Source organism: Caulobacter sp. DMC95 (assembly GCF_056313785.1).
Map to the genome: position 1 here is coordinate 613,005 of NZ_JBQUZP010000001.1, position 18,784 is coordinate 631,788.

General features: G+C 67.0%; 16 protein-coding genes. 12 read left to right on the forward strand and 4 right to left on the reverse strand.

Annotated features, from left to right (window positions below; translation table 11 throughout):
• Positions 1 to 28: 28 nt before the first annotated feature.
• Positions 29 to 1,537: a L,D-transpeptidase family protein gene (locus tag ACT53N_RS02985; protein ID WP_476062478.1), complete on the reverse strand. Its 1,509-nt coding sequence runs from the start codon at positions 1,535 to 1,537 to the stop codon at positions 29 to 31.
• A 206-nt stretch (positions 1,538 to 1,743) separates the two neighbouring features.
• Here ACT53N_RS02985 and ACT53N_RS02990 point away from each other — a divergent pair, with 206 nt between their 5' ends.
• The 4 genes from ACT53N_RS02990 to ACT53N_RS03005 all read left to right on the forward strand — a co-directional run bounded on the left by ACT53N_RS02990 (position 1,744) and on the right by ACT53N_RS03005 (position 8,832).
• Positions 1,744 to 3,555, forward strand: coding sequence for a glycoside hydrolase family 15 protein (locus tag ACT53N_RS02990; protein WP_476062479.1), 1,812 nt, complete (start codon positions 1,744 to 1,746; stop codon positions 3,553 to 3,555).
• A gap of 94 nt (positions 3,556 to 3,649) precedes the next feature.
• Positions 3,650 to 6,457: a TonB-dependent receptor gene (locus ACT53N_RS02995; protein WP_476062480.1), complete on the forward strand. Its 2,808-nt coding sequence runs from the start codon at positions 3,650 to 3,652 to the stop codon at positions 6,455 to 6,457.
• Between the two features lie 108 nt (positions 6,458 to 6,565).
• Entirely contained in the window at positions 6,566 to 7,345 is a 780-nt protein-coding gene (gene otsB / locus ACT53N_RS03000) for a trehalose-phosphatase (RefSeq protein ID WP_476062481.1), read from the forward strand.
• Positions 7,342 to 8,832: an alpha,alpha-trehalose-phosphate synthase (UDP-forming) gene (locus ACT53N_RS03005; RefSeq protein ID WP_476062482.1), complete on the forward strand. Its 1,491-nt coding sequence runs from the start codon at positions 7,342 to 7,344 to the stop codon at positions 8,830 to 8,832. The genes otsB and ACT53N_RS03005 overlap by 4 nt, the downstream gene beginning before the upstream one ends.
• Positions 8,833 to 8,874: 42 nt before the next feature.
• On the opposite strand, the gene ACT53N_RS03010 is transcribed toward ACT53N_RS03005, so the two are convergent.
• The gene (locus ACT53N_RS03010; protein ID WP_476062483.1) at positions 8,875 to 9,618 is read right to left on the reverse strand and encodes an SDR family oxidoreductase; all 744 of its coding nucleotides are present in this window, start codon (positions 9,616 to 9,618) and stop codon (positions 8,875 to 8,877) included.
• A 106-nt stretch (positions 9,619 to 9,724) separates the two neighbouring features.
• On the opposite strand from ACT53N_RS03010, the gene ACT53N_RS03015 reads away from it, so the two are divergent.
• Positions 9,725 to 10,606: a LysR family transcriptional regulator gene (locus ACT53N_RS03015; protein ID WP_476062484.1), complete on the forward strand. Its 882-nt coding sequence runs from the start codon at positions 9,725 to 9,727 to the stop codon at positions 10,604 to 10,606.
• A gap of 22 nt (positions 10,607 to 10,628) precedes the next feature.
• Here ACT53N_RS03015 and ACT53N_RS03020 read toward each other — a convergent pair whose 3' ends face one another.
• Positions 10,629 to 10,991: a BlaI/MecI/CopY family transcriptional regulator gene (locus ACT53N_RS03020; RefSeq protein WP_476062485.1), complete on the reverse strand. Its 363-nt coding sequence runs from the start codon at positions 10,989 to 10,991 to the stop codon at positions 10,629 to 10,631.
• A gap of 220 nt (positions 10,992 to 11,211) precedes the next feature.
• On the opposite strand from ACT53N_RS03020, the gene ACT53N_RS03025 reads away from it, so the two are divergent.
• From ACT53N_RS03025 to ACT53N_RS03035, 3 genes are all read left to right on the forward strand, one after another.
• Positions 11,212 to 12,030 carry a 2-keto-4-pentenoate hydratase gene (locus ACT53N_RS03025; protein WP_476062486.1) on the forward strand — a complete coding sequence of 273 codons (819 nt, stop codon included), beginning with the start codon at positions 11,212 to 11,214 and terminating at the stop codon, positions 12,028 to 12,030.
• A gap of 44 nt (positions 12,031 to 12,074) precedes the next feature.
• Entirely contained in the window at positions 12,075 to 13,352 is a 1,278-nt protein-coding gene (locus tag ACT53N_RS03030) for an MFS transporter (RefSeq protein WP_476062487.1), read from the forward strand.
• Positions 13,353 to 13,472: 120 nt separating this feature from the next.
• Positions 13,473 to 14,699, forward strand: coding sequence for a PQQ-dependent sugar dehydrogenase (locus ACT53N_RS03035; protein WP_476062488.1), 1,227 nt, complete (start codon positions 13,473 to 13,475; stop codon positions 14,697 to 14,699).
• A 49-nt stretch (positions 14,700 to 14,748) separates the two neighbouring features.
• Here ACT53N_RS03035 and arsH read toward each other — a convergent pair whose 3' ends face one another.
• Entirely contained in the window at positions 14,749 to 15,483 is a 735-nt protein-coding gene (gene arsH, locus ACT53N_RS03040) for an arsenical resistance protein ArsH (protein ID WP_476062489.1), read from the reverse strand.
• A gap of 54 nt (positions 15,484 to 15,537) precedes the next feature.
• Between arsH and ACT53N_RS03045 the strand changes: the two genes are divergently transcribed.
• The 4 genes from ACT53N_RS03045 (at position 15,538) to ACT53N_RS03060 (ending at position 18,777) form a co-directional block, all read left to right on the forward strand.
• On the forward strand, positions 15,538 to 15,891 hold the full coding sequence (locus ACT53N_RS03045; RefSeq protein ID WP_476062490.1) for an ArsR/SmtB family transcription factor: 354 nt from the start codon (positions 15,538 to 15,540) through the stop codon (positions 15,889 to 15,891).
• Positions 15,888 to 16,562 carry an MIP/aquaporin family protein gene (locus ACT53N_RS03050; protein WP_476062491.1) on the forward strand — a complete coding sequence of 225 codons (675 nt, stop codon included), beginning with the start codon at positions 15,888 to 15,890 and terminating at the stop codon, positions 16,560 to 16,562. The genes ACT53N_RS03045 and ACT53N_RS03050 overlap by 4 nt, the downstream gene beginning before the upstream one ends.
• A complete protein-coding gene (gene arsC, locus ACT53N_RS03055; RefSeq protein ID WP_476062492.1) occupies positions 16,559 to 16,972 on the forward strand; it encodes an arsenate reductase (glutaredoxin) in 414 nt (137 codons plus the stop codon). Before ACT53N_RS03050 ends, arsC begins: the two co-directional genes overlap by 4 nt.
• A 245-nt stretch (positions 16,973 to 17,217) precedes the next feature.
• A complete protein-coding gene (locus ACT53N_RS03060) occupies positions 17,218 to 18,777 on the forward strand; it encodes a tryptophan halogenase family protein (RefSeq protein ID WP_476062493.1) in 1,560 nt (519 codons plus the stop codon).
• Positions 18,778 to 18,784 lie beyond the last annotated feature (7 nt).

An 18,784-nucleotide genomic window follows, 5' to 3' on the forward strand; every position in this document is an offset into this window, starting at 1 on the left:
GCCGCGCCGGATTGCAAGCTGAGCAGGCTCACAGTGCGGCGATACGCTGCACCAGCTCACGATCCCAGCCATAGGGGTCCTGGCGGAAGTTCACCTGCCCGTCCGGCGTCACATAGGCCGTCCAATAGAGCAGATAGACGGCGATCTGCTGCGGCAGCTTGGCCCGCACCGTCTCGCCCGACGCCAGGGTTTCATTGACCTTCTCGGGCGTCCAGGTGGGATCGTCGCGCATCACCTCGTTGACGAGCTCGATCGGCTTCTGCAGCCGCACGCAGCCGTGGCTGGCCAACCGGCTGAAGCTGTCGAACCGCGAGCGGCTGGGGGTGTCGTGCAGATAGACGCCATAAGGATTGTTGAAGTCGAACTTCACCTTCCCCAGCGCCGCCAGCGGGCCGGCCTTCTGCTGCAGACGCGAGCCGCCGCCTTCGGTCGGGATGACGATGAAGTCGTTGCGCGCCAAGTAGCCGGGGCTGGCGCGCTCCTTGGGCCAGATCTCCTTGGCGGCGATCGACTGCGGCACGTTCCAGGGCGGATTCAGCACGATGCTGTGGATCATCGACGAGAGCATCGGCGTCTCGTCGCCAGGCCGCCCAGTGACAGCCCGCATCGTCAGGGTCGGGGTGTCATGGTGGAACACCGACAGGATCGCGGCGGCCACGTTCACCTGGATCCGCTCGGCGGGCAGGGTCTGAGGCAGCCAGCGCCAGCGCTCCATGTTAGCGACGATCTGATCGATCCGACGTTCGACCGGGATGTTGAGCGCCGCCAGTGTCGCCTTGTCGACGACCCCGTTCGGATTGAGGCCAAACCGCTTCTGCGCCCGCTGGACCGCTTGGGTTAGCGCCGCGTCGAACACCGGCGCGGCGTCGACCGCCACGGTGGGATCCTCGACCGCCAGACGCGCCTCCAGCGCGATAACACGGGCGTCCGTCGCGCCTTCCTTGAGCGCGGAACCCGCCGCGATCGGCTGCCAGCCGCCCTTGGCCGCGATGTCGCGATAGGTGGCCAGGCCCGTCCGCAGGGTCTGATAGCCGGTGTACGGGGGCGGCAGAGTCTCCAGCCATTCGGCCAGGCGTCCCTGCTGCACGGCTGCGACAAACTCCGGCGTGGGGTCATAGGCGGCCGGGCGCAGGCCCCACTCGGTCTTGAACGCGCTGATCGGGAGGCGTCCGGTGCGAACAGCGCGCGCATAGGCCAGCGTCAGGCTGACAAGCTGGGCTTGGCCCGCCGTGCGCGAGGCGGGATCGCCGGACGTGTAGAGCTCGATGGCCTGATCCGGCGAGAAGGCGGTTAGCGCGAACCCATGGGAATAGGCGTCGCCAAGCACCGCCCGCAGCACGTCGACCTGGTCTGGGGTGAACTGCACCGCCGACAGGTCCGGCGGGATCACCGACGGACGCGGGGCGACCACCGCTCCGCTCTGGACGGGCCGAGCGCCCACCACGGGCGGACGTTGGGATTGCGCCTGGGCGACCTCGAGGGACAGAAGGCTCAACGTCGCCGCCAGGACGCCGCAGGTTCTCGAAAATCGCATCACTATCGAACGGTCCGCCGCACTGGCGCGGCAAAGCCGCGTTAAGGATTACAGATGGCCGCGCACGGCCGTCGACGTCAACGCAGGTAGCGTGAAAGGCGAGCCCTCCCCTGACCGCGCGAAGACGTTTTTCGCAGACAGGAACCCGCAAGCCACACCGTTGGTTTCATCCCCGACCGGGCGCCGCCCGAAAGCTCGCGGGGGCGACAATGGACAAGGCCTTGCCACAAAAGACACTCGACCTTTTTCCGATCGGCAACTGCGCCGTCAGCGCCATGATCGACACCGCTGGCCGTTTCGTCTGGGCCTGCGCGCCCCGCATCGACTCCGACCCGGTGTTCAGCGCCCTGCTCGACGATGTTGATCCCGACAGCCTTGACGCCAAGGGACTTTGGGACGTCCAGGTCGAGCGCCGCGCCGAGGTCCGCCAGGGCTATGTGCGCAACACGGCCATCCTGCGCACCGAGATCGCCGACGAGGACGGCGCGCGATTTGAGATCATCGACTTCGCGCCGCGATACCAACAGTTCGGCCGCACCTTCCGCCCCACCGCCTTCGTGCGGCTGATCCGCCCCATCGTCGGCGTCGCGCGCATCACTCTGCGCCTGCGGCCGACCGCCGACTGGGGAGCCAAGCCCGCCGAGCGGACCTCGGGCTCCAACCATATCCGCTATCTGTGCTCGGACATGACCTTGCGCCTGTCGACCGACGCGCCCGTGTCGCACGTTCTGGAAGAGCGGGCGTTCCGGCTGGAGCGGCCGATCGCGATGTATCTGGGGCCGGACGAAGGCTTCAACGCGCCTATCGGGGCGACCTGCGAACGGATGCTGCGCGAGACCGAGCAGTATTGGAAGCACTGGGTGCGAGGCCTGGCCATACCGCTGGACTGGCAGACAGCGGTCATCCGCGCCGCGATCACCCTGAAGCTATGCATGCACGAGGAAACCGGCGCGATCGTCGCGGCCCTGACGACCTCGATCCCCGAACATGCCGATAGCGGCCGCAACTGGGACTACCGCTACTGCTGGCTGCGCGACGCCTACTACGTGGTGCAGGCGCTGAACCGTCTGGGCGCCGTGGACATCCTGGAGAACTATCTCGGCTATCTGCGCAACATCGTCGACCGCGCCAATGGCGGCCACATCCAGCCGCTGTTCGGGGTGGGCTTCGAGGAAGTTCTGACCGAACGGCTCGCCCCCGCCCTGCCCGGCTATCGCGGCATGGGACCAGTCAGGGTCGGCAATCAGGCCTATGAGCACATCCAGAACGACGTCTACGGACAGATCGTCCTGTCGACCGTGCAGGCCTTCTTTGACGAGCGGCTGCTTCGCCCCGCCACCGTCGAGGATTTCCAAGCCCTGGAGCCCGTGGGCGAGCGAGCGTTTCAAATGCACGACCAGCCCGACGCCAGCCTCTGGGAGTTCCGGGGCCGGGCCAATGTGCACACCTACTCGTCGGCCATGTGCTGGGCCGCCTGCGATCGCCTCGGCAACGCGGCCGAGAGGTTGGGCCTCAAGGATCGCGCCGCCTTCTGGAACGATCGCGCCGCCCATGTCCGCAAGGTCATCGAGGACCGCGCCTGGAACGACACCCTGGGCCGCTTCGCCGCCACCTTCGACGGCGACGAGCTGGACGCCTCGTTGCTGCAACTGGTCGATCTGCGCTTCCATACGGCGGATGACCCGCGCAACGTCGCCACCTTGAAGGCCATCGAGGACGGACTGCGACGCGGCGCTTATCTTCTGCGCTACGCCATTCCCGACGACTTCGGCTCGCCCCAGACGGCTTTCAACATCTGCACCTTCTGGCTGATCGAGGCGTTGCATCTGGCGGGGCGAAGCGAGGAGGCCCGGGCGCTCTTCGAAGACATGCTGTCGCGGCGCACGCCCGCCGGCCTCCTCTCAGAGGACATCGGCTTCGCCGACGGCGAGCTTTGGGGCAACTATCCGCAGACTTACTCTCTGGTCGGCCTGATCAATTGCGCGGTCCTGCTGAGCCGTCCATGGACGTCTGTTCGCTGATCCGTGTTGCGGTTTTCGCAAACTCTGAAATCCAGACGTCATATCAGGCGCGCAACACCCGCCCCGGGACGTATCGCTATCGGAGGCGCTCATCGTGAGCCGTAATCTCGCCCTCGTCGGCGTCCTGAGCCTGGTCACCGCCGGCGCGACGCAGGCCCAACAGGCCCAGCCCGCCGCAACGCCGCAGACGCCCGCCCCGAACACCGCGACCGCCGATCTTGAGGACACCGAGGTCGAAGCCGTCACCATCACCGCCAGCGGCAAGCCGTTCGGCGCGGTGCTGGGCGACATCCCCCCCGAACAGACCTTCACCACCGCCGACGTACGCGCCATCGGCGTCAGTTCGGTTGAGGACCTGCTCACCGAACTCCAGCCCCAGACCACCAGCGGCCTGGGCGGCGATCCGGTCACCCTGCTGAACGGGCGTCGCATCTCCGGGCGCGCCGAGATCCGCGACATCCCGACCGAAGCCATCCAGCGCGTCGAGGTCCTGCCCGAGGAAGTCGCCCTCAAGTACGGCTACTCGGCCGACCAGAAGGTCGTGAACATCGTACTGCGCCAGCGCTTCCGCGCCTCCACGCTCGACGCCACGCTGGGCGGATCGACGAAGGGCGGCCAGATGACCGAACAGCTCAACTGGACCCGCCTGCAGCTAAACCGCCAGGGCCGCACCAACCTGTCGGTCAAGGTGCAGAACAGCGATCAACTGCTGGAAAGCGATCGCGATCTCGTCAGCCGCTCCAGCACGGGCCTCTACGACTTCGCCGGCAACATCGCACCGGCCAGCGGCGCCACCCTGACCAACCTCGGCGCCCTCGCCGGAACACCCGTGACCGTGGCCGGCGTTCCGACCTCGGCCGCTGCGGGCGCGCCCAGTCTGGCGGCCTTCCTGCCCACCGCGAACCGGGCGAACACCAGCGACATCACCGACGACCGCACGCTGCTGCCGCAGAACCGCCAGCTGACGATCAACAGCGTCACCAACCGCTACATCCTGGATGACGTCTCAGCGACGCTGAACCTGGGCCTGACCGCCTCGCAGAACGACTCGCTGCAAGGCCCCGCGCGCGCGCGCCTGGTCCTCCCCGCCGCGAGCCCGTTCTCGCCGTTCGGGCAGGACGTATTGCTCTATCGCTATCTGGGCGGCCAGGACGCCCTGGGCCAGACGTCCCGCAACATCGCCGGCAACGCCGGGGTCACCCTGAACCGCGACACCGAGAGCCTGCGGCTGTCGCTCACCGGGACCTATGAGCGGGCCATCAACCGAACCGAGACCGATCGCAGCGCCGACATCGCCGCCCTGCAAGCTCGGCTGACCGCGCTGGACACCGGCCTGAACCCGTTCGGCGCCCTGCCCGCCCTGCCGCTGAACACTGATCGCGCCAAGTCCACGACCGATACGGCCGACCTGCAGTTCGTCGCCAACCGCGCCCTGGCCAAGCTCAGGGCCGGGGACCTGTCGACCACCGTCAAGCTGGGCGCCACCGGCTCGCGCCTGGAGGCGAGCTCGATCCGTTCAGGTGTCGAAAGCGACAGCACCCTGTCGCGGGGCGAGGCCAATGCGCAGGTCAGCTTCGACCTGCCCCTGGCCAGTCGCCGCAAGGGCGTTCGCGCCGAGATCGGCGATCTGTCGGCCAACCTGAACCTCGCCGCACGGCAGGTCTCCGACTTCGGGACCCTGACCACGCTGGGCGGCGGTCTCAACTGGTCGCCGGTCAAGCCCTTCAGCGTCATCCTGTCGGCGACGCGGCAGGAGAACGCGCCCAGCATCGCCCAATTGGGCAATCCGCTGATCGTCACGCCCGGCAGCCAGGTCTTCGACTATGTGCGCGGGACCAGCGTCGACGTCACGCGGGTCAGCGGCGGCAATCCCGACCTCAAGGGTGAGACCCGCAACGTCCTGCGCCTGGGCGCCACCTTCAAGCCCGAGAAGATTCAGGGGCTGTCGCTGACCGCCAACTACAGCCGCACGCGGATCGACAACCCGGTCGCCAGCTTCCCGGCCGCCACCGCAGCGGTGGAAGCCGCTTTCCGCGATCGCTTCACGCGTGACGCCGACGGGGTTCTGACCCGCATCGACACGCGGCCGGTCAATTTCCAGAAACGCGAGAGCGAACAAATCCGCTGGGGCTTCAATTTCTCGCGCCAGATCGGCAAGGCGCCGCCCCCGCCGCCCGGCGGCTGGCGCGGGCGGCAGAGCGACAGCGCGGGGCGCCCCGGAGGTTCAGCGCCCGAGAACACCAGCGACGCCGCCACCCCACCACAACCTGCAACCAGCGCCGCGCCGACAACCGGCGAAGAAGCGCCTCGCCCGGCGCTTGAGGGCGGGTCTCCCGGCGGCGAAGGCCCTCGCTTCAGCAGCGGCGGCCGGGGTTTCGGCGGGGGCTTCGGACGCGGCGGCGGCAACCCGCGCGCCACGCGCCTGCAACTGGCGCTATTCCACACGCTGCAACTCAAGGAGCAGGTCACCGTCGCCGACGGCCTTCCGGTCCTCGACCTCCTGGACGGCGACGTTCTTGGTTCCAACGGCGGTCAGGCGCGCCATCAGGTGGAAGCTCAGGCGGGGATCACCCGCTACGGACTTGGCGCGCGGCTCACCGCCAACTGGAAGAGCGCCACCCATGTCGACGGCGGGATCGGCGGTGCGACCACCGCGCTGGACTTCTCCAGCCTGACGACGGTGAACCTGCGCCTGTTCGCGGATCTGGGCGTCCGGCGCGAACTGGTCCAGGCTCATCCGTTGTTGCGCGGCGTGCGCCTCAGCCTGGCCGTCAACAACCTGTTCGACGCCGAGACCAAGGTCCGCGACGCCAATGGCGCAACGCCCCTCACCTACCAGCCGGACTATCTGAATCCGCGTGGACGCGTGGTGCAGTTCACCTTCAGGAAACTGCTGTTCTAGCCCTGGACTGCGCCCGCTGTTCACGGCCGCTTGACCACGAGGTGGGATCGAACGTCGCTGCTTTGCGTTCTGCCCCTCATGTTGCTTACCCATGAGGGGGTTCTCGCCATGACCGCTGCTCCAATCAGCGCGCAGACGGAATCCGTCGACCTGCGCGCCCCGCCCCTGGATCTTACCCGCAGCATCGCGCTGTTCCTGGATCTTGACGGCACCCTGGCGCCGATCATGCCGCGTCCCGATGACGTTGGCCCAGACCCTGCGCGCGCACGGCTGCTGGCGCGCTTGCGCGAGACGCTCGAAGATAGGGTCGCGGTGGTCAGCGGCCGCTCGCTTCCGGATCTTGACCATATTCTCGATCGCGGCGTTCCCGCCATCGGCGCCGTCCATGGCCTGGTCAGACGCTCGGCCGACGGCGCGGTCACGACTCTGGAGCCGCATGCCGGCCTGGAAGACGCGCGCCGCATCCTGGGCGAGCTGGCCCATTGCGACCGCGGGCTGCTGTTCGAAGACAAGGGCCTCAGCGTCGCGCTCCACTACCGCAATGCGCCAAACGCCGCCGAGGCGGTGATCGAGGCCGCCGAGCGCCTGTCGCAGGCGACGGGGCTGATCCTGCAACTGGGCGACATGGTGGCCGAGCTGCGTACGCCCGGCGCCGACAAAGGCGCGGCGCTGACGGCCTTCCTGCGAGAAGCCCCCTTCGTGGGCGCGCTGCCGGTGTTTGTTGGCGACGATCTCACGGACGAGGACGGCTTCGCGGCCGCCGAGCGTCTGGGCGGGTTCGGCGTTCTGGTCGGACAGCCGCGTCCCACCACCGCCCGCTACCGCCTTTCCGACACCCGCGACGTCAGCCGCTGGCTGCAAGCGCTCACCGCGCCGGTGATCGCATGAGCCGTCTGATCGTCGTCTCCAACCGCGTGAACCCGCCCAATCCGGCCGAGGGCGAGAGCTCGACTGGCGGTCTCGCCATGGCCCTGGCGGCGGCGCTACGCGAGTATTCCGGCATCTGGTTCGGCTGGAGCGGCAAGACCGTGCCGGAGTTCACAGGCCAGCTCAACATGCAGCGGATCGACGGCGTCACCGTGGCCACCGTCGATCTCGAGGAGACCGACTATCAGGAGTACTACAACGGCTACGCCAACAAGACGCTCTGGCCGCTATTCCACTATCGCGTCGATCTGACGGCCTATGACCGCTCGTTCGGCCAGGGTTATGACCGGGTCAATCGGCTGTTCGCCCAGACCCTGCTGCCGCTGATCGAACCCGACGACATCGTCTGGATCCACGACTACCACCTGATCCCGCTGGCCCGGGAGCTGCGCCGGCTGGGCGTCACCAACCGCATCGGCTTCTTCCTGCATATCCCCTGGCCGGCCCACCAGCTGGTGGTCACCCTGCCGCGCCATCGCCAACTGGTGGAGGCGCTGTTCGACTACGACCTGATCGGCTTCCAGACCGAGGAGTCGCTGCAGGCCTTCGAAGGCTATGTCTTCTCTGAGGTCGAAGGGGCCAAGACCGATCGCGGCGATCTGGTCGCCTTCGGCAAGCGCGCACGCGCCGCAGCGTTTCCGATCGGCGTCGACGCGCAGGATTTCGCCCGCCTCGTTCAGAGTGACGCGGCCCGCAAGGTCTACGACCGGATGATGGCCCATAGCGTCTTTCGCAAGATGGTCGTCGGCGTCGACCGGCTCGACTACTCCAAGGGCCTCGAGGAGCGGGTCATAGGGTTCGAGCGGTTCCTGCACGATCACCCTGACCTCCGCCGCGAGGTGATGTTGCTGCAGATCGCCCCGATCTCCCGTGACGAGGTCGAAGCCTATCAGGATCTTCGCGGGAGGCTCGACGGCCTGATCGGCAGGGTCAACGGGGCCTATGCCGAAATGGATTTCACGCCGATCCGGTGGGTCAACCGCTCCTACCGGCGCGACGAGCTGGCTGGCGTCTATCGCGCCAGCAAGGCGGCGCTGGTCACGCCGCTGCGCGACGGGATGAACCTGGTCGCCAAGGAGTTCGTCGCCGCCCAGGATCCAGAGGACCCTGGCGTGCTGATCCTGTCGCGCTTCGCCGGCGCCGCGCGACAGATGAAAGAGGCGCTGATCATCAACCCCAACAGTCCCGAGGAGGTCTCCGACGCCTTGGAGCGCGCCCTGTCCATGGACGTTTTGGAGCGCCAGAAGCGTTGGCGGGACCTGTTCGACAACGTCCAGCGCGAGGACGTCACCGCCTGGCGCGACGACTTCGTCACCGCTCTGCGCGGTGAGCGAACAATGCTCGACGCCGATGACGACACCCCGCCCCAGCCGCCGGTCCAGAGCCTGGACCTGACCGCCAAGGCCCTGAAGGCCCGCAACGCCGAGGCCCGCGAGGTCCGGGCCTGAGGGGCCGGCCTCGCGAGTTGTCCGACGCAATCGCGCTCGCGATCAGAACTCCTGGCGAGTAGGACGCAGCGCGATCTCGTTGATGTCCACATCCGCCGGCTGCTCGATTGCAAACGCGATGGCGCGCGCCACGGAGTCCGCCGGAATGGCCTGCTTGTAGAACTCAACCACGAAATCGCGGCTTTCCTTGTGGCCGCTGCCCAGCTTCAGCTCGCTGTCCACCGCGCCGGGCTCAATCGTCGTAACGCGGATGTTGGGGCCCGCTTCCTGGCGGAGGCCTTCCGAGATCGCGCGAACCGCGAACTTGGTGCCCGAATAGACGGTCCCGCCGGGGGCGAACACCTTGAGACCAGCGACCGACGAGATGTTGATGAAGTGACCGCTGTCCTGCTGCTGGAACACAGGCATGGCCGCCGCGACGCCGTACAGAAGGCCCTTGATATTGATGTCGATCATGCGGTCCCACTCGTCGGTGCGACCGTCCTGCATCGGGGCGATGGCCATCAGGCCGGCGTTATTCACCAGCACATCCACCCGACCAAAAGCGCCCACGGCCGCCTGCACGACGCCCTCAACCTCGGCCTTGGAGGTCACATCGGCGGTGACAGCCACGGCCTCTCCGCCTGCCGCCTTCAGGTCGGCGACGATCGCGTCCAACCGCTCACGCCGACGGGCCGCCAGGACGACCTTCGCGCCGCGGGCGGCCAGATGACGCGCAGTGGCTTCGCCCAAGCCGCTGCTGGCGCCGGTGATGACCACGACCTTGCCGTTGATGCCTTCGTTCATATCGCAACTCCTCTAAAGGGCGCTTGATCTAGGGCGTCGGAGGCTCGGCCATTAGGTTGACAATTCTTGATCCAGAGGTGAATCAATTTCACCTATGAGTTATCGATTGAACGATCTCGAAGCGTTCCTGAGCGTCGCCGAGCATCTCAGTTTCCAGCAGGCGGCTATCGCGCGCGGGGTTACGCGGTCGGCGATCAGCCATGCGGTTCGCAATCTCGAGGATGACATCGGCGTTCGTCTGCTCAACCGGACGACACGGAGCGTCTCGCTGACCGAGGCGGGTCTCCTGCTGCAGTCGCGATTGAAGCCGTCGTTCAACGGCATCGCGGAGGCCGTCGACGCGCTGAATCATTTCCGGGGAACGCCCTTCGGGACGCTGAAGATCACCGCGCCCCGGGCGATCGGCCGAATGCTGATCGCGCCAGTGATCGCCCGTCTGATCGCCGAAAATCCCGGCCTTTCGGTCGAACTGTCGGCCAATGACGCGCTCGTCGATATCGTGGCCGAGGGCTTCGACGCCGGCATCCGGTTCGGCGAGCGTTTGCATCAGGACATGATCGCCACACGGATCGCCTTGCCGGTATCCTTCGCCGTGGTCGCTACGCCAGAGTACTTCGCCGCCCATCCGACGCCCCTCACGCCCCACGACCTGCTCGCCCACCGCTGCGTGCGCTATCGCTTCCCCAGTGGGGCCCTGTTTCCCTGGGAGTTTGAGCGGGATGGCGCGGACCTGACCATCAATGTCCAGGGGCCTTTGACGCTGGATGACCAGGACCTGATGGTCGAAGCGGCCCTAGCCGACGCTGGCCTAGCGTTCGTGTTCACCGAGCGGGTGGAAGCGTTGCTCGCCCAGGGGCGATTGGTGCGATGCCTGACGGACTGGTGCCCGACCTACCAGTCGCTCTACCTCTACTACGCGAACCGCGCGCACCAGCCTGCGGCCTTGCGGGCTCTGATCGATCTGCTTCGGGAGCCGCGCCCAGCCTGACGGGACTCTACGCTCGCTCCCCCTACTCGCCCATCTCGTCGATGAGCTTCTTCAGCTTGGCGACTTCGTCCGGCTTGAGCGGACGGTGCTGGGCGAAGTGGCTGATCAGCGGCGCCAGCTGACCATCGAAGAGCCGATCCAGCAGCCCCTGGCTTTCGGCCTGCACATAGGCGCTGCGGTCGACCAGCGGGCGATAGCCGTGCTTGCCGTCCGCGCGCTCGGACTTGATCGCCTTCTTCTTCAGCAGGCGATTGATCAGTGTCTTCACGGTGGCATCGCCCCAGTTCTGGGCGGCGCCAACCTCGGCCACCAGCTCATCGGCCGACAAGGGCGAGCGGCGCCAGAGCGCTTCCATGACATGGGCTTCGGCCGAAGTGATGTGCATGACGCTTACATCCGTAATTCAACGCGCGACGCTATACCCGCTATTACGGGTGTCAAGTCGCTCCCGCCCTTCCGTCCTGTGACCCAGCTGACCGGCCGTCACGTGCATCCTCCGGTGCGCTGGGACGAACGGCACGATTGTCAATGACACCGGTTTCCATTAGAGACATCGCAAACCCCGAAAGCGGGGGACGAGCCGGATTCGAGGGAGGACTTGCGGCGTGACCGTTTCTGAGGCCGACAGCGAGATTTTCGCACCCGCGGCCATCGCCCCCCAATTCGTCAAGGCGCGCCAGCAGGGCGTCAGCGTTCCCGGCTATCCCGGCGGCGTGATTCCCCCGAGCATGGCCGACGGCTACGCCGTACAGGACATCGCGATCGATCTTTGGCCTGACGAGCTGGTCGGCTGGAAGGTCGGCCTGGTGCCCCCGCAGCATCGCGAACGCCTGGGCGCCGAGCGCCTGGCCGGCTGCATCTTCAAGTCCAAGGTCCAGCACGCCTCGAGCGGCGAACCCAACAATTTCCGCGCCATCGAGGGCGGCTTCTGCGCCGTCGAGGCCGAATTCATCATCCGCCTGGGCAAGGACGCCCCCGAGGGCAAGACCGACTGGACCGTCGAGGAAGCCGCCGAGTACGTCGGCGAGCTGCTGGTCGGCGTCGAGATCGCCGGCAGCCCCCTGAAGACCATCAACGCGCTGGGCCCCACGGTCGTGGCGTCCGACTTCGGCAACAACGATGGTCAGATCATTGGTCAGGCCATTTCCAACTGGCGCGATATCGCCTGGGAGGATATGCCGGTCGAGACCTTCATTAACGGCAAGTCGGTCGGTACGGCGTCCGCCGCGACCATTCCGGGTTCGCCGCTCGCCGCCCTCGCCTTTCTGCTCGGGACCGTCGCCGCGCGCGGCAAGCCGCTGAAGAAGGGCCAGATCGTCACCACCGGCGCCACCACGGGCATTCATGACGTGGTCGCCGGCGACGTGGCCCATGTGAGTTTCGGCCCGTTCGGAACCGTGGACTGCGTGGCCGTTCCGGCCTGACGCCAACACAACCGCGATAAAAATATCAGGGGAAGGAAGCTAAGTTGATCGACGTTCCAAAAGCGCCCGAACCCTCCGAGAAGATCGGACGGTATCGCTGGGTCATCGTCACGCTGTTGTTCCTGGCGATGGTCATCAACTACGTTGATCGCCAAACGATCGGCTTCCTGAAGCACGACCTGTCAGTCGAGTTTGGTTGGAGCGAGAAAGACTACGCCAATCTGGTCTTCTACTTCCAACTGTCCTACGCCGTGGCCTACCTTGTCTGGGGTAGGATCATGGACAAGATCGGGGCCCGCTGGGGCTTCGGCATCGCCTTCTTGATCTGGCAGGTCGCCCACATCGCCCACGCCGGCGCACGCGGCCTGACCGGCTTCATCTTCGCCCGCATGGCGCTGGGCGTCGGCGAGGCCGGGGGCTTCCCGGGCGGCATCAAGGCCGTCACCGAGTGGTTCCCCAAGAAGGAACGCGCCTTCGCCACCGGCATCTTCAACGCCGGCACCAATATCGGGGCCATCGTGACGCCGCTGGTCGTTCCGGCTATCGTCCTGACTTGGGGCTGGCAGATGGCGTTCATCGTCACGGGCGTCGCCGGCCTGATCTGGCTGCCGATCTGGCTGCTGATCTATCGCACCCCGCGCGAGACCAAGAAGCTGTCGGCCGCCGAGCTGGCGCACATCGAGCAGGATCCGGCTGATCCGGTCGAAAAAATCGCCTGGACCAAGCTGCTGACCAAGCGCGAGACCTGGGCCTACGCCCTGGGCAAGTTCCTGATCGATCCGATCTGGTGGATGTTCCTGTTCTGGCTGCCGGATTTCCTGGGTAAGCGCTATGGCATGGACCTCAAGACCTTCGGCCCGCCGATCGTCGCCATCTATCTCCTGTCGGACGTCGGCAGCGTCGGCGGCGGCTGGTTGTCCTCACGCCTGATGAAGGGCGGCGCCTCGATCAACAAGGCGCGCAAGCTGACCATGCTGGTCTGCGCCCTGCTGGCCGTGCCGGTGATGTTTGCTTCGTTCGCGGACTCGGTCTGGCTGGCCGTGCTGATCATCGGCGTCGCCACCGCAGCGCACCAGGGCTTCTCCGCCAACCTCTACACCCTGCCCTCGGACGTCTTCCCGCGCGGCGCGGTCGGCTCTGTCGTCGGCATCGGCGGCATGCTGGGCGCCTTCGGCGGCATGGTGTTCTCGAAGTACATCGGCGGCGTGCTGGAAAGCATCGGCACCTATACGCCGATCTTCATCGTGGCCGGCAGCGCCTATCTGATCGCCCTCTTGGTCGTCCATCTGCTGACGCCCAAGATGGAGCCGGTGAAGATCTAGTCGCCGCCTTCACGCGATCGCGATCCGGGCCGGGGAGCAATCCCCGGCCCTTTTCATATTGCGCCTGAACTGAGGCGGATCCGGGGTGGCGCGCGGTGAAAACCGTTCTAAGTAAGACTCATGCGCACACCCTTGCTCACCGCCTCCGCCGCCCTCGCCGCCGCCTTGGCCGCCTGTGGTCCCGCCCCTGCTCAGCCCGGTCAGGCCGGCGCGCCTGTCGAGAGCCGCGCGGCCAATTCGCCCGACCAGAAGCCCGCCTTCGCCGGCCAGACCCGCGCTCCGGGTCTCAATTCCGGGGTCACGGGCCAGTATCAGACCCTGGCCAGCGGCCTGGAACATCCGTGGGGCATGGCCTTCCTGCCGACGGGCGAAATCCTGGTCAGCGAACGCGCCGGGCGTCTGCGGGTTTTTGGCAAGGACGGCAAGCTCTCGCCCGCGGTGACCGGTCTCCCGGCGATCTACGCCCAGGGCCAAGGCGGCCTGCTGGGCCTGGCCATCGATCCCGACTACGCCAAGAACGGCCTCGTCTACTGGTCCTACGCCGAAGAGGTCGACGGCGTGAACGGCACCGCCGTCTCGCGTGGCAAGCTGACCCTGGGGGCCGCGCCCAAGGTCGACAACGCTCAGGTGATCTGGCGCCAGACGCCCAAGATGGCCAGCGCCCTGCACTTTGGCGGCCGCCTGGTCTTCGCTCGCGACGGCAAGCTGTTCATCACCACCGGCGAACGTTCGGTCATGGCCGGCCGCGTCCAGGCCCAGAACCTCGACGGCACCCTGGGCAAGGTCGTGCGGATCAACGCCGACGGCTCGATCCCCAGCGACAACCCGTTCGTGAACACCGCCGGCGCCAAGCCCGACATCTGGTCGCTGGGCCACCGCAATATCCAGTCGGCCACGTTGGACGCTCAGGGCCGGCTGTGGACGGTCGAACATGGCGCGCGCGGCGGCGACGAGCTGAACCGGCCCGAGCCCGGCAAGAACTACGGCTGGCCGCTGATCACCTATGGCGAGGAGTACTCCGGCAAGGCGATCAGCGATGGCGCGACGCAGAAGGAAGGGCTGGAGCAGCCCGTTTACTACTGGGACCCCGTCATCGCCCCGTCCGGCATGGCCATCTATGACGGCGCGCTCTTCCCCGCCCTCAAGGGCAACGTGCTGATCGGCTCGATGCGCGAACAGCATGTCGCGCGGCTGGTGCTCAAGGACGACAAGGTGGTCGGCGAAGAACGTCTGTTCACCGATATCGGCGGCCGCGTCCGCGATGTCGCGGTCGGTCCGGATGGCGCGATCTACGTCCTCACCGACGAGGAAGACGGCAAGCTGATCAAGATCACCCCGAAGGGCTGATCGTCCAGACCAGGCCTGAGCGCGAGCGCTCAGGCCGATCCGGGCCGGTTCATGCCGGCGATGTCTCGTGCTTCATGGCCTCGGCGGCCAGGGCGACATGCTCGGGGATCCGTCCCTGCGCTTTGCGCTCGCTGTAACGATCGACCAGATAGTCCGAGCGGTCGCGCGTCAGCAGGGTGAACTTCACCAGCTCCTCCATCACGTCGACCACACGATCGTAGTAGCTGGACGGCAGCATGCGATCGTTGTCGTCGAACTCGCGGAACGCCATCGCCACCGACGACTGGTTGGGAATGGTGATCATCCGCATCCAGCGGCCGAGCAAGCGCAGCGTATTGACGGCGTTGAACGACTGCGAGCCCCCGCTGACCTGCATCACCGCCAAGGTCTTGCCCTGGGTGGGTCGCACGCTGCCGATCTCCAGCGGGATCCAGTCGATCTGGGCCTTCATGATCCCCGTGATCGCCCCGTGCCGCTCGGGGCTGCACCACACCTGGCCTTCGGACCATTGGGACAGCGCGCGCAGTTCCTGCACCTTGGGATGATCGGGGCCGGTCGCGTCGGGCAAGGGTAGATCGCGGGGGTCGAAGATCCGCGTCTCGCAGCCCAGCGCCTGCAGGATCCGGGCGGCTTCCTCGACCAGCAGGCGGCTGAACGAGCGCTCGCGCAGCGATCCGTACATCAGCAGGATGCGCGGCGGATGCGCGGCGCGCTCATCGACCTCCAGGCGCGCCCCGTCGATCTTGGCCAGGAACTTCGGATCAAGGGCGGGGAAATCGGACAAGGGCGCCTCCAGCATCGTCATTGAACTGTCGAATAATTCGAGCATATTGGAAATATGGAATCGAAAGCCGCTGTCAACATGCTGTCGGCCCTGGGCCACGAAGGGCGCCTGGCCATCTTCCGGCTTCTGGTGCAGGCCGGCCCCGCCGGCGTCGCCGCCGGCGAGATCGCCCGCGCCCTGAACGTGCTGCCCAACAGCCTGTCGGCTAATCTGAACGTGCTGTCCCACGCCGGGCTGATCGCCTCGCGCCGAGACGGCCGCTCGATCATCTACACGGCCAACTACGACGCCATGAGCGGCCTGCTGGGCTTTCTGATGGAGGACTGCTGCCAGGGCGCGCCACAGATCTGCGGCCCTCTGGGCGGTATCGTCGGCAGCGGCATGGCCTGCGGCGTAGCCAGGGCATGACCGTCTTTGACGCCAAGCGCCGCCTCGTCGCCGAAGCCCTGGGCACGGCCCTCCTGCTGGCCGTCGTGGTCGGCTCGGGGATCATGGGCGAGCGCCTGTCGGGCGGAAACGTCGCCATTGCGCTGCTCGGCAACACCCTGGCGACGGGAGCTGCCTTGGTCGTGCTGATCTGGGTGTTCGGCCCGATCTCCGGCGCGCACTTCAATCCGGCCGTCACCCTGGTGGCGGCCCTGCGGCGAGAACTGCCGGTCGTCCTAGCCCTCGCCTACCCGCTGGCCCAAGTCCTAGGCGGGATCGCCGGCGTCTGGACCGCGCACGCGATGTTCGGCGAGCCGATCCTGCAGGTCTCGACCAAGCTCCGGTCCGGCGGCGACCAGGCCTTCGCCGAGGTCGTGGCCACCTTTGGCCTGCTGGCCACGATCCTGGGCGTCGGCCGCTTCCGACCCGACAGCACGCCCATGGCCGTGGGGCTTTACATCACGGCGGCCTACTGGTTCACCGCCTCGACCTCGTTCGCCAACCCGGCGGTGACGGTGGCGCGCAGCCTGTCGGACACCTTCGCCGGCATCGCGCCCTCCAGCGCGCCGGCCTTCATCCTCGCCCAGTTCGTCGGCGCCCTGGTCGCGGCGGCGCTGTTTGGCTGGCTTCTCAAGACGGACACTTCCCGATGACCGACACCGCGTTCCCGATCACCATCTTCCACAACCCGGCCTGCGGCACCTCGCGCAATACCGTGGCCATGGTCCAGGCCGCCGGCTATGCCCCCGAGGTGGTCGAGTACCTGAAGGCCGGCTGGACTCGCGAGCAACTTCAAGATCTTGCCGCCAAGTCTGGCGAACCGCTGCGCGCCCTGATGCGGGAAAAGGGCACGCCGGCCGAGACCCTTGGCCTGCTGGCCGACGACGTGTCGGACGACCGCCTGCTGGACGCCATGGTTGAGCACCCGATCCTGGTGAACCGCCCGATCGTCGTCACGCCCAAGGGCGTGAAGCTGTGCCGTCCGTCCGAGCTGGTGCTCGATCTCTTGGGCCGCAGGCCCGACCAGTTCAGCAAGGAAGACGGCGAGGTCGTCATCCCGTAAGGCGCGGGACGCTCTTCCGTATTCCACCCGCCAGTCCCCCTTTTTCCATCGTCATCCCGGCCGTAAGACCGCGTAGCGGACTGTAGAGCCGGGACACAGGGGCCACCGCACGATCGCTTGCCCCTGGGTCCCGGACTGCCTCTTACGAGGCTTCCGGGATGACGAACGTATTGGTCTGCGGCCTCAAGGCCCTACCCATTCCAAGACTTCCCTCCCCCGCCCCGAACTCTGCTATCACTGAGGCCATGCAGCGCAGGCGTAGCATTCTGATCGTGGGCGGCGGGACGGCCGGGTGGCTGACGGCCGCCTATCTGGCCAAGGCGCTACGCATCGCCGAGCAGCGCCATCTCGACATCACCCTGCTAGAGTCGCCCGAGATCGGCATTGTCGGGGTCGGCGAGGCCACTTTCCCGACCATCCGCAACACCCTGCGGTTCCTCGGCATCGACGAGGCCCACTTCATCCGCGAGACCTCAGCGACCTTCAAGCAGGGCATCCGCTTCGTCGACTGGGCCGAGACGCCGCGCGACGGACGCCGCCACAGCTATTTCCACCCGTTCGAGGCGCCCTTTTCCACCGAGGGAACCAGCCTGGCGCCCTATTGGCTGCTGCAGAACGAGCGCACGCGCGCGCCGTTCGCCGAGGCCGTGACCATCCAGGCGCGGGTGGCCGACGCGGCCCGCGCGCCCAAACGCCCGCACGAGAGCGACTTTGGCGGGCCCCTGAACTACGCCTACCACTTCGATGCGGCCAAGCTGGCCCAGGTGCTGGCTGACCGCGCGCGGGAGCTTGGGGTTCGCCACCTGCAAGGCGAGGTGTCCGAGGTGGCGCTGGACGACGCCGGCGCGATCGCCCAAGTGGTCTCGCCAGGTCATGGCGCGCTCAGCGCCGACCTCTTCATCGACTGCAGCGGCTTCCGCGCCGAACTGATCGGCAAGGCGCTGGGCTCGCCGTTCAAATCCGCCAAGCCGATCCTGTTCGCCGATCGCGCCGTCGCCTGCCGCGCGCCGTACGAGCGCCCCGACGCGCCGATCCAGAGCTACACCATCGCCACCGCCCATGAGGCGGGCTGGATCTGGGACATCGCCCTGGCGGGAGGTCGCGGCGTCGGCTGCGTCTACGCCGGCGACTATATGGACGACGACCGCGCCGAAGCGGTGCTGCGCGACTATCTCGGCGCGGGCTCCGCCTCGATCGAGACCCGCAGGATCGCCTTCGACGCCGGCTATCGCGAGAAACAGTGGATCAAGAACTGCGTCGCAGTGGGCCTGGCGGCCGGCTTCCTGGAGCCGCTGGAGTCGACGGGAGTCGTCCTGATCGAGGCGGCTGTGGCGATGATCGCCGAGCTCTTCCCGCACTCAGGGCCGGTCAGTGCGCCTGCCCGACGCTTCAACGAGCTGATGGCCGCGCGCTTCGACAACATCATGGTCTTCCTGAAGCTGCACTATGCGCTCAGCCGGCGCACCGAGCCGTTCTGGCGTGACAATGTCGATCCGGCCTCGATCCCGGAACGGCTGACCGAACTGCTGGAACAGTGGCGCCACCGTCCCCCGGCGCGGTTCGACTTCATCCTGGATCTCGAGACCTTCGCCTTCTTCAACTACCAGTACATTCTGTATGGCATGGGCTTCGAGACCGACTTGGCCGACGGCGCCGGCGAGTTCCCGGACGTGGCCGGCGCGGCCAAGCTGTTCGCCAAGATCCGCAGCTTCGCCGACCGCGCCACCCAGGACCTGCCCAGCCACCGGGACCTGATCACCCAAATCAACCGCTTCGGCTACGACAAGGCGCTGGAGGGGGTGTGAGCGTCAC

Coding starts and splice junctions, on each gene's coding strand:
- ACT53N_RS02990 (WP_476062479.1), top strand. CDS start 1,744: ATGGACAAGGCCTTGCCACAAAAGACACTCGACCTTTTTCCGATCGGC.
- otsB (WP_476062481.1), top strand. CDS start 6,566: ATGACCGCTGCTCCAATCAGCGCGCAGACGGAATCCGTCGACCTGCGC.
- ACT53N_RS03005 (WP_476062482.1), top strand. CDS start 7,342: ATGAGCCGTCTGATCGTCGTCTCCAACCGCGTGAACCCGCCCAATCCG.
- ACT53N_RS03010 (WP_476062483.1), bottom strand. CDS start 9,618: ATGAACGAAGGCATCAACGGCAAGGTCGTGGTCATCACCGGCGCCAGC.
- ACT53N_RS03020 (WP_476062485.1), bottom strand. CDS start 10,991: ATGCACATCACTTCGGCCGAAGCCCATGTCATGGAAGCGCTCTGGCGC.
- ACT53N_RS03035 (WP_476062488.1), top strand. CDS start 13,473: ATGCGCACACCCTTGCTCACCGCCTCCGCCGCCCTCGCCGCCGCCTTG.
- ACT53N_RS03045 (WP_476062490.1), top strand. CDS start 15,538: ATGGAATCGAAAGCCGCTGTCAACATGCTGTCGGCCCTGGGCCACGAA.
- ACT53N_RS03050 (WP_476062491.1), top strand. CDS start 15,888: ATGACCGTCTTTGACGCCAAGCGCCGCCTCGTCGCCGAAGCCCTGGGC.
- arsC (WP_476062492.1), top strand. CDS start 16,559: ATGACCGACACCGCGTTCCCGATCACCATCTTCCACAACCCGGCCTGC.
- ACT53N_RS03060 (WP_476062493.1), top strand. CDS start 17,218: ATGCAGCGCAGGCGTAGCATTCTGATCGTGGGCGGCGGGACGGCCGGG.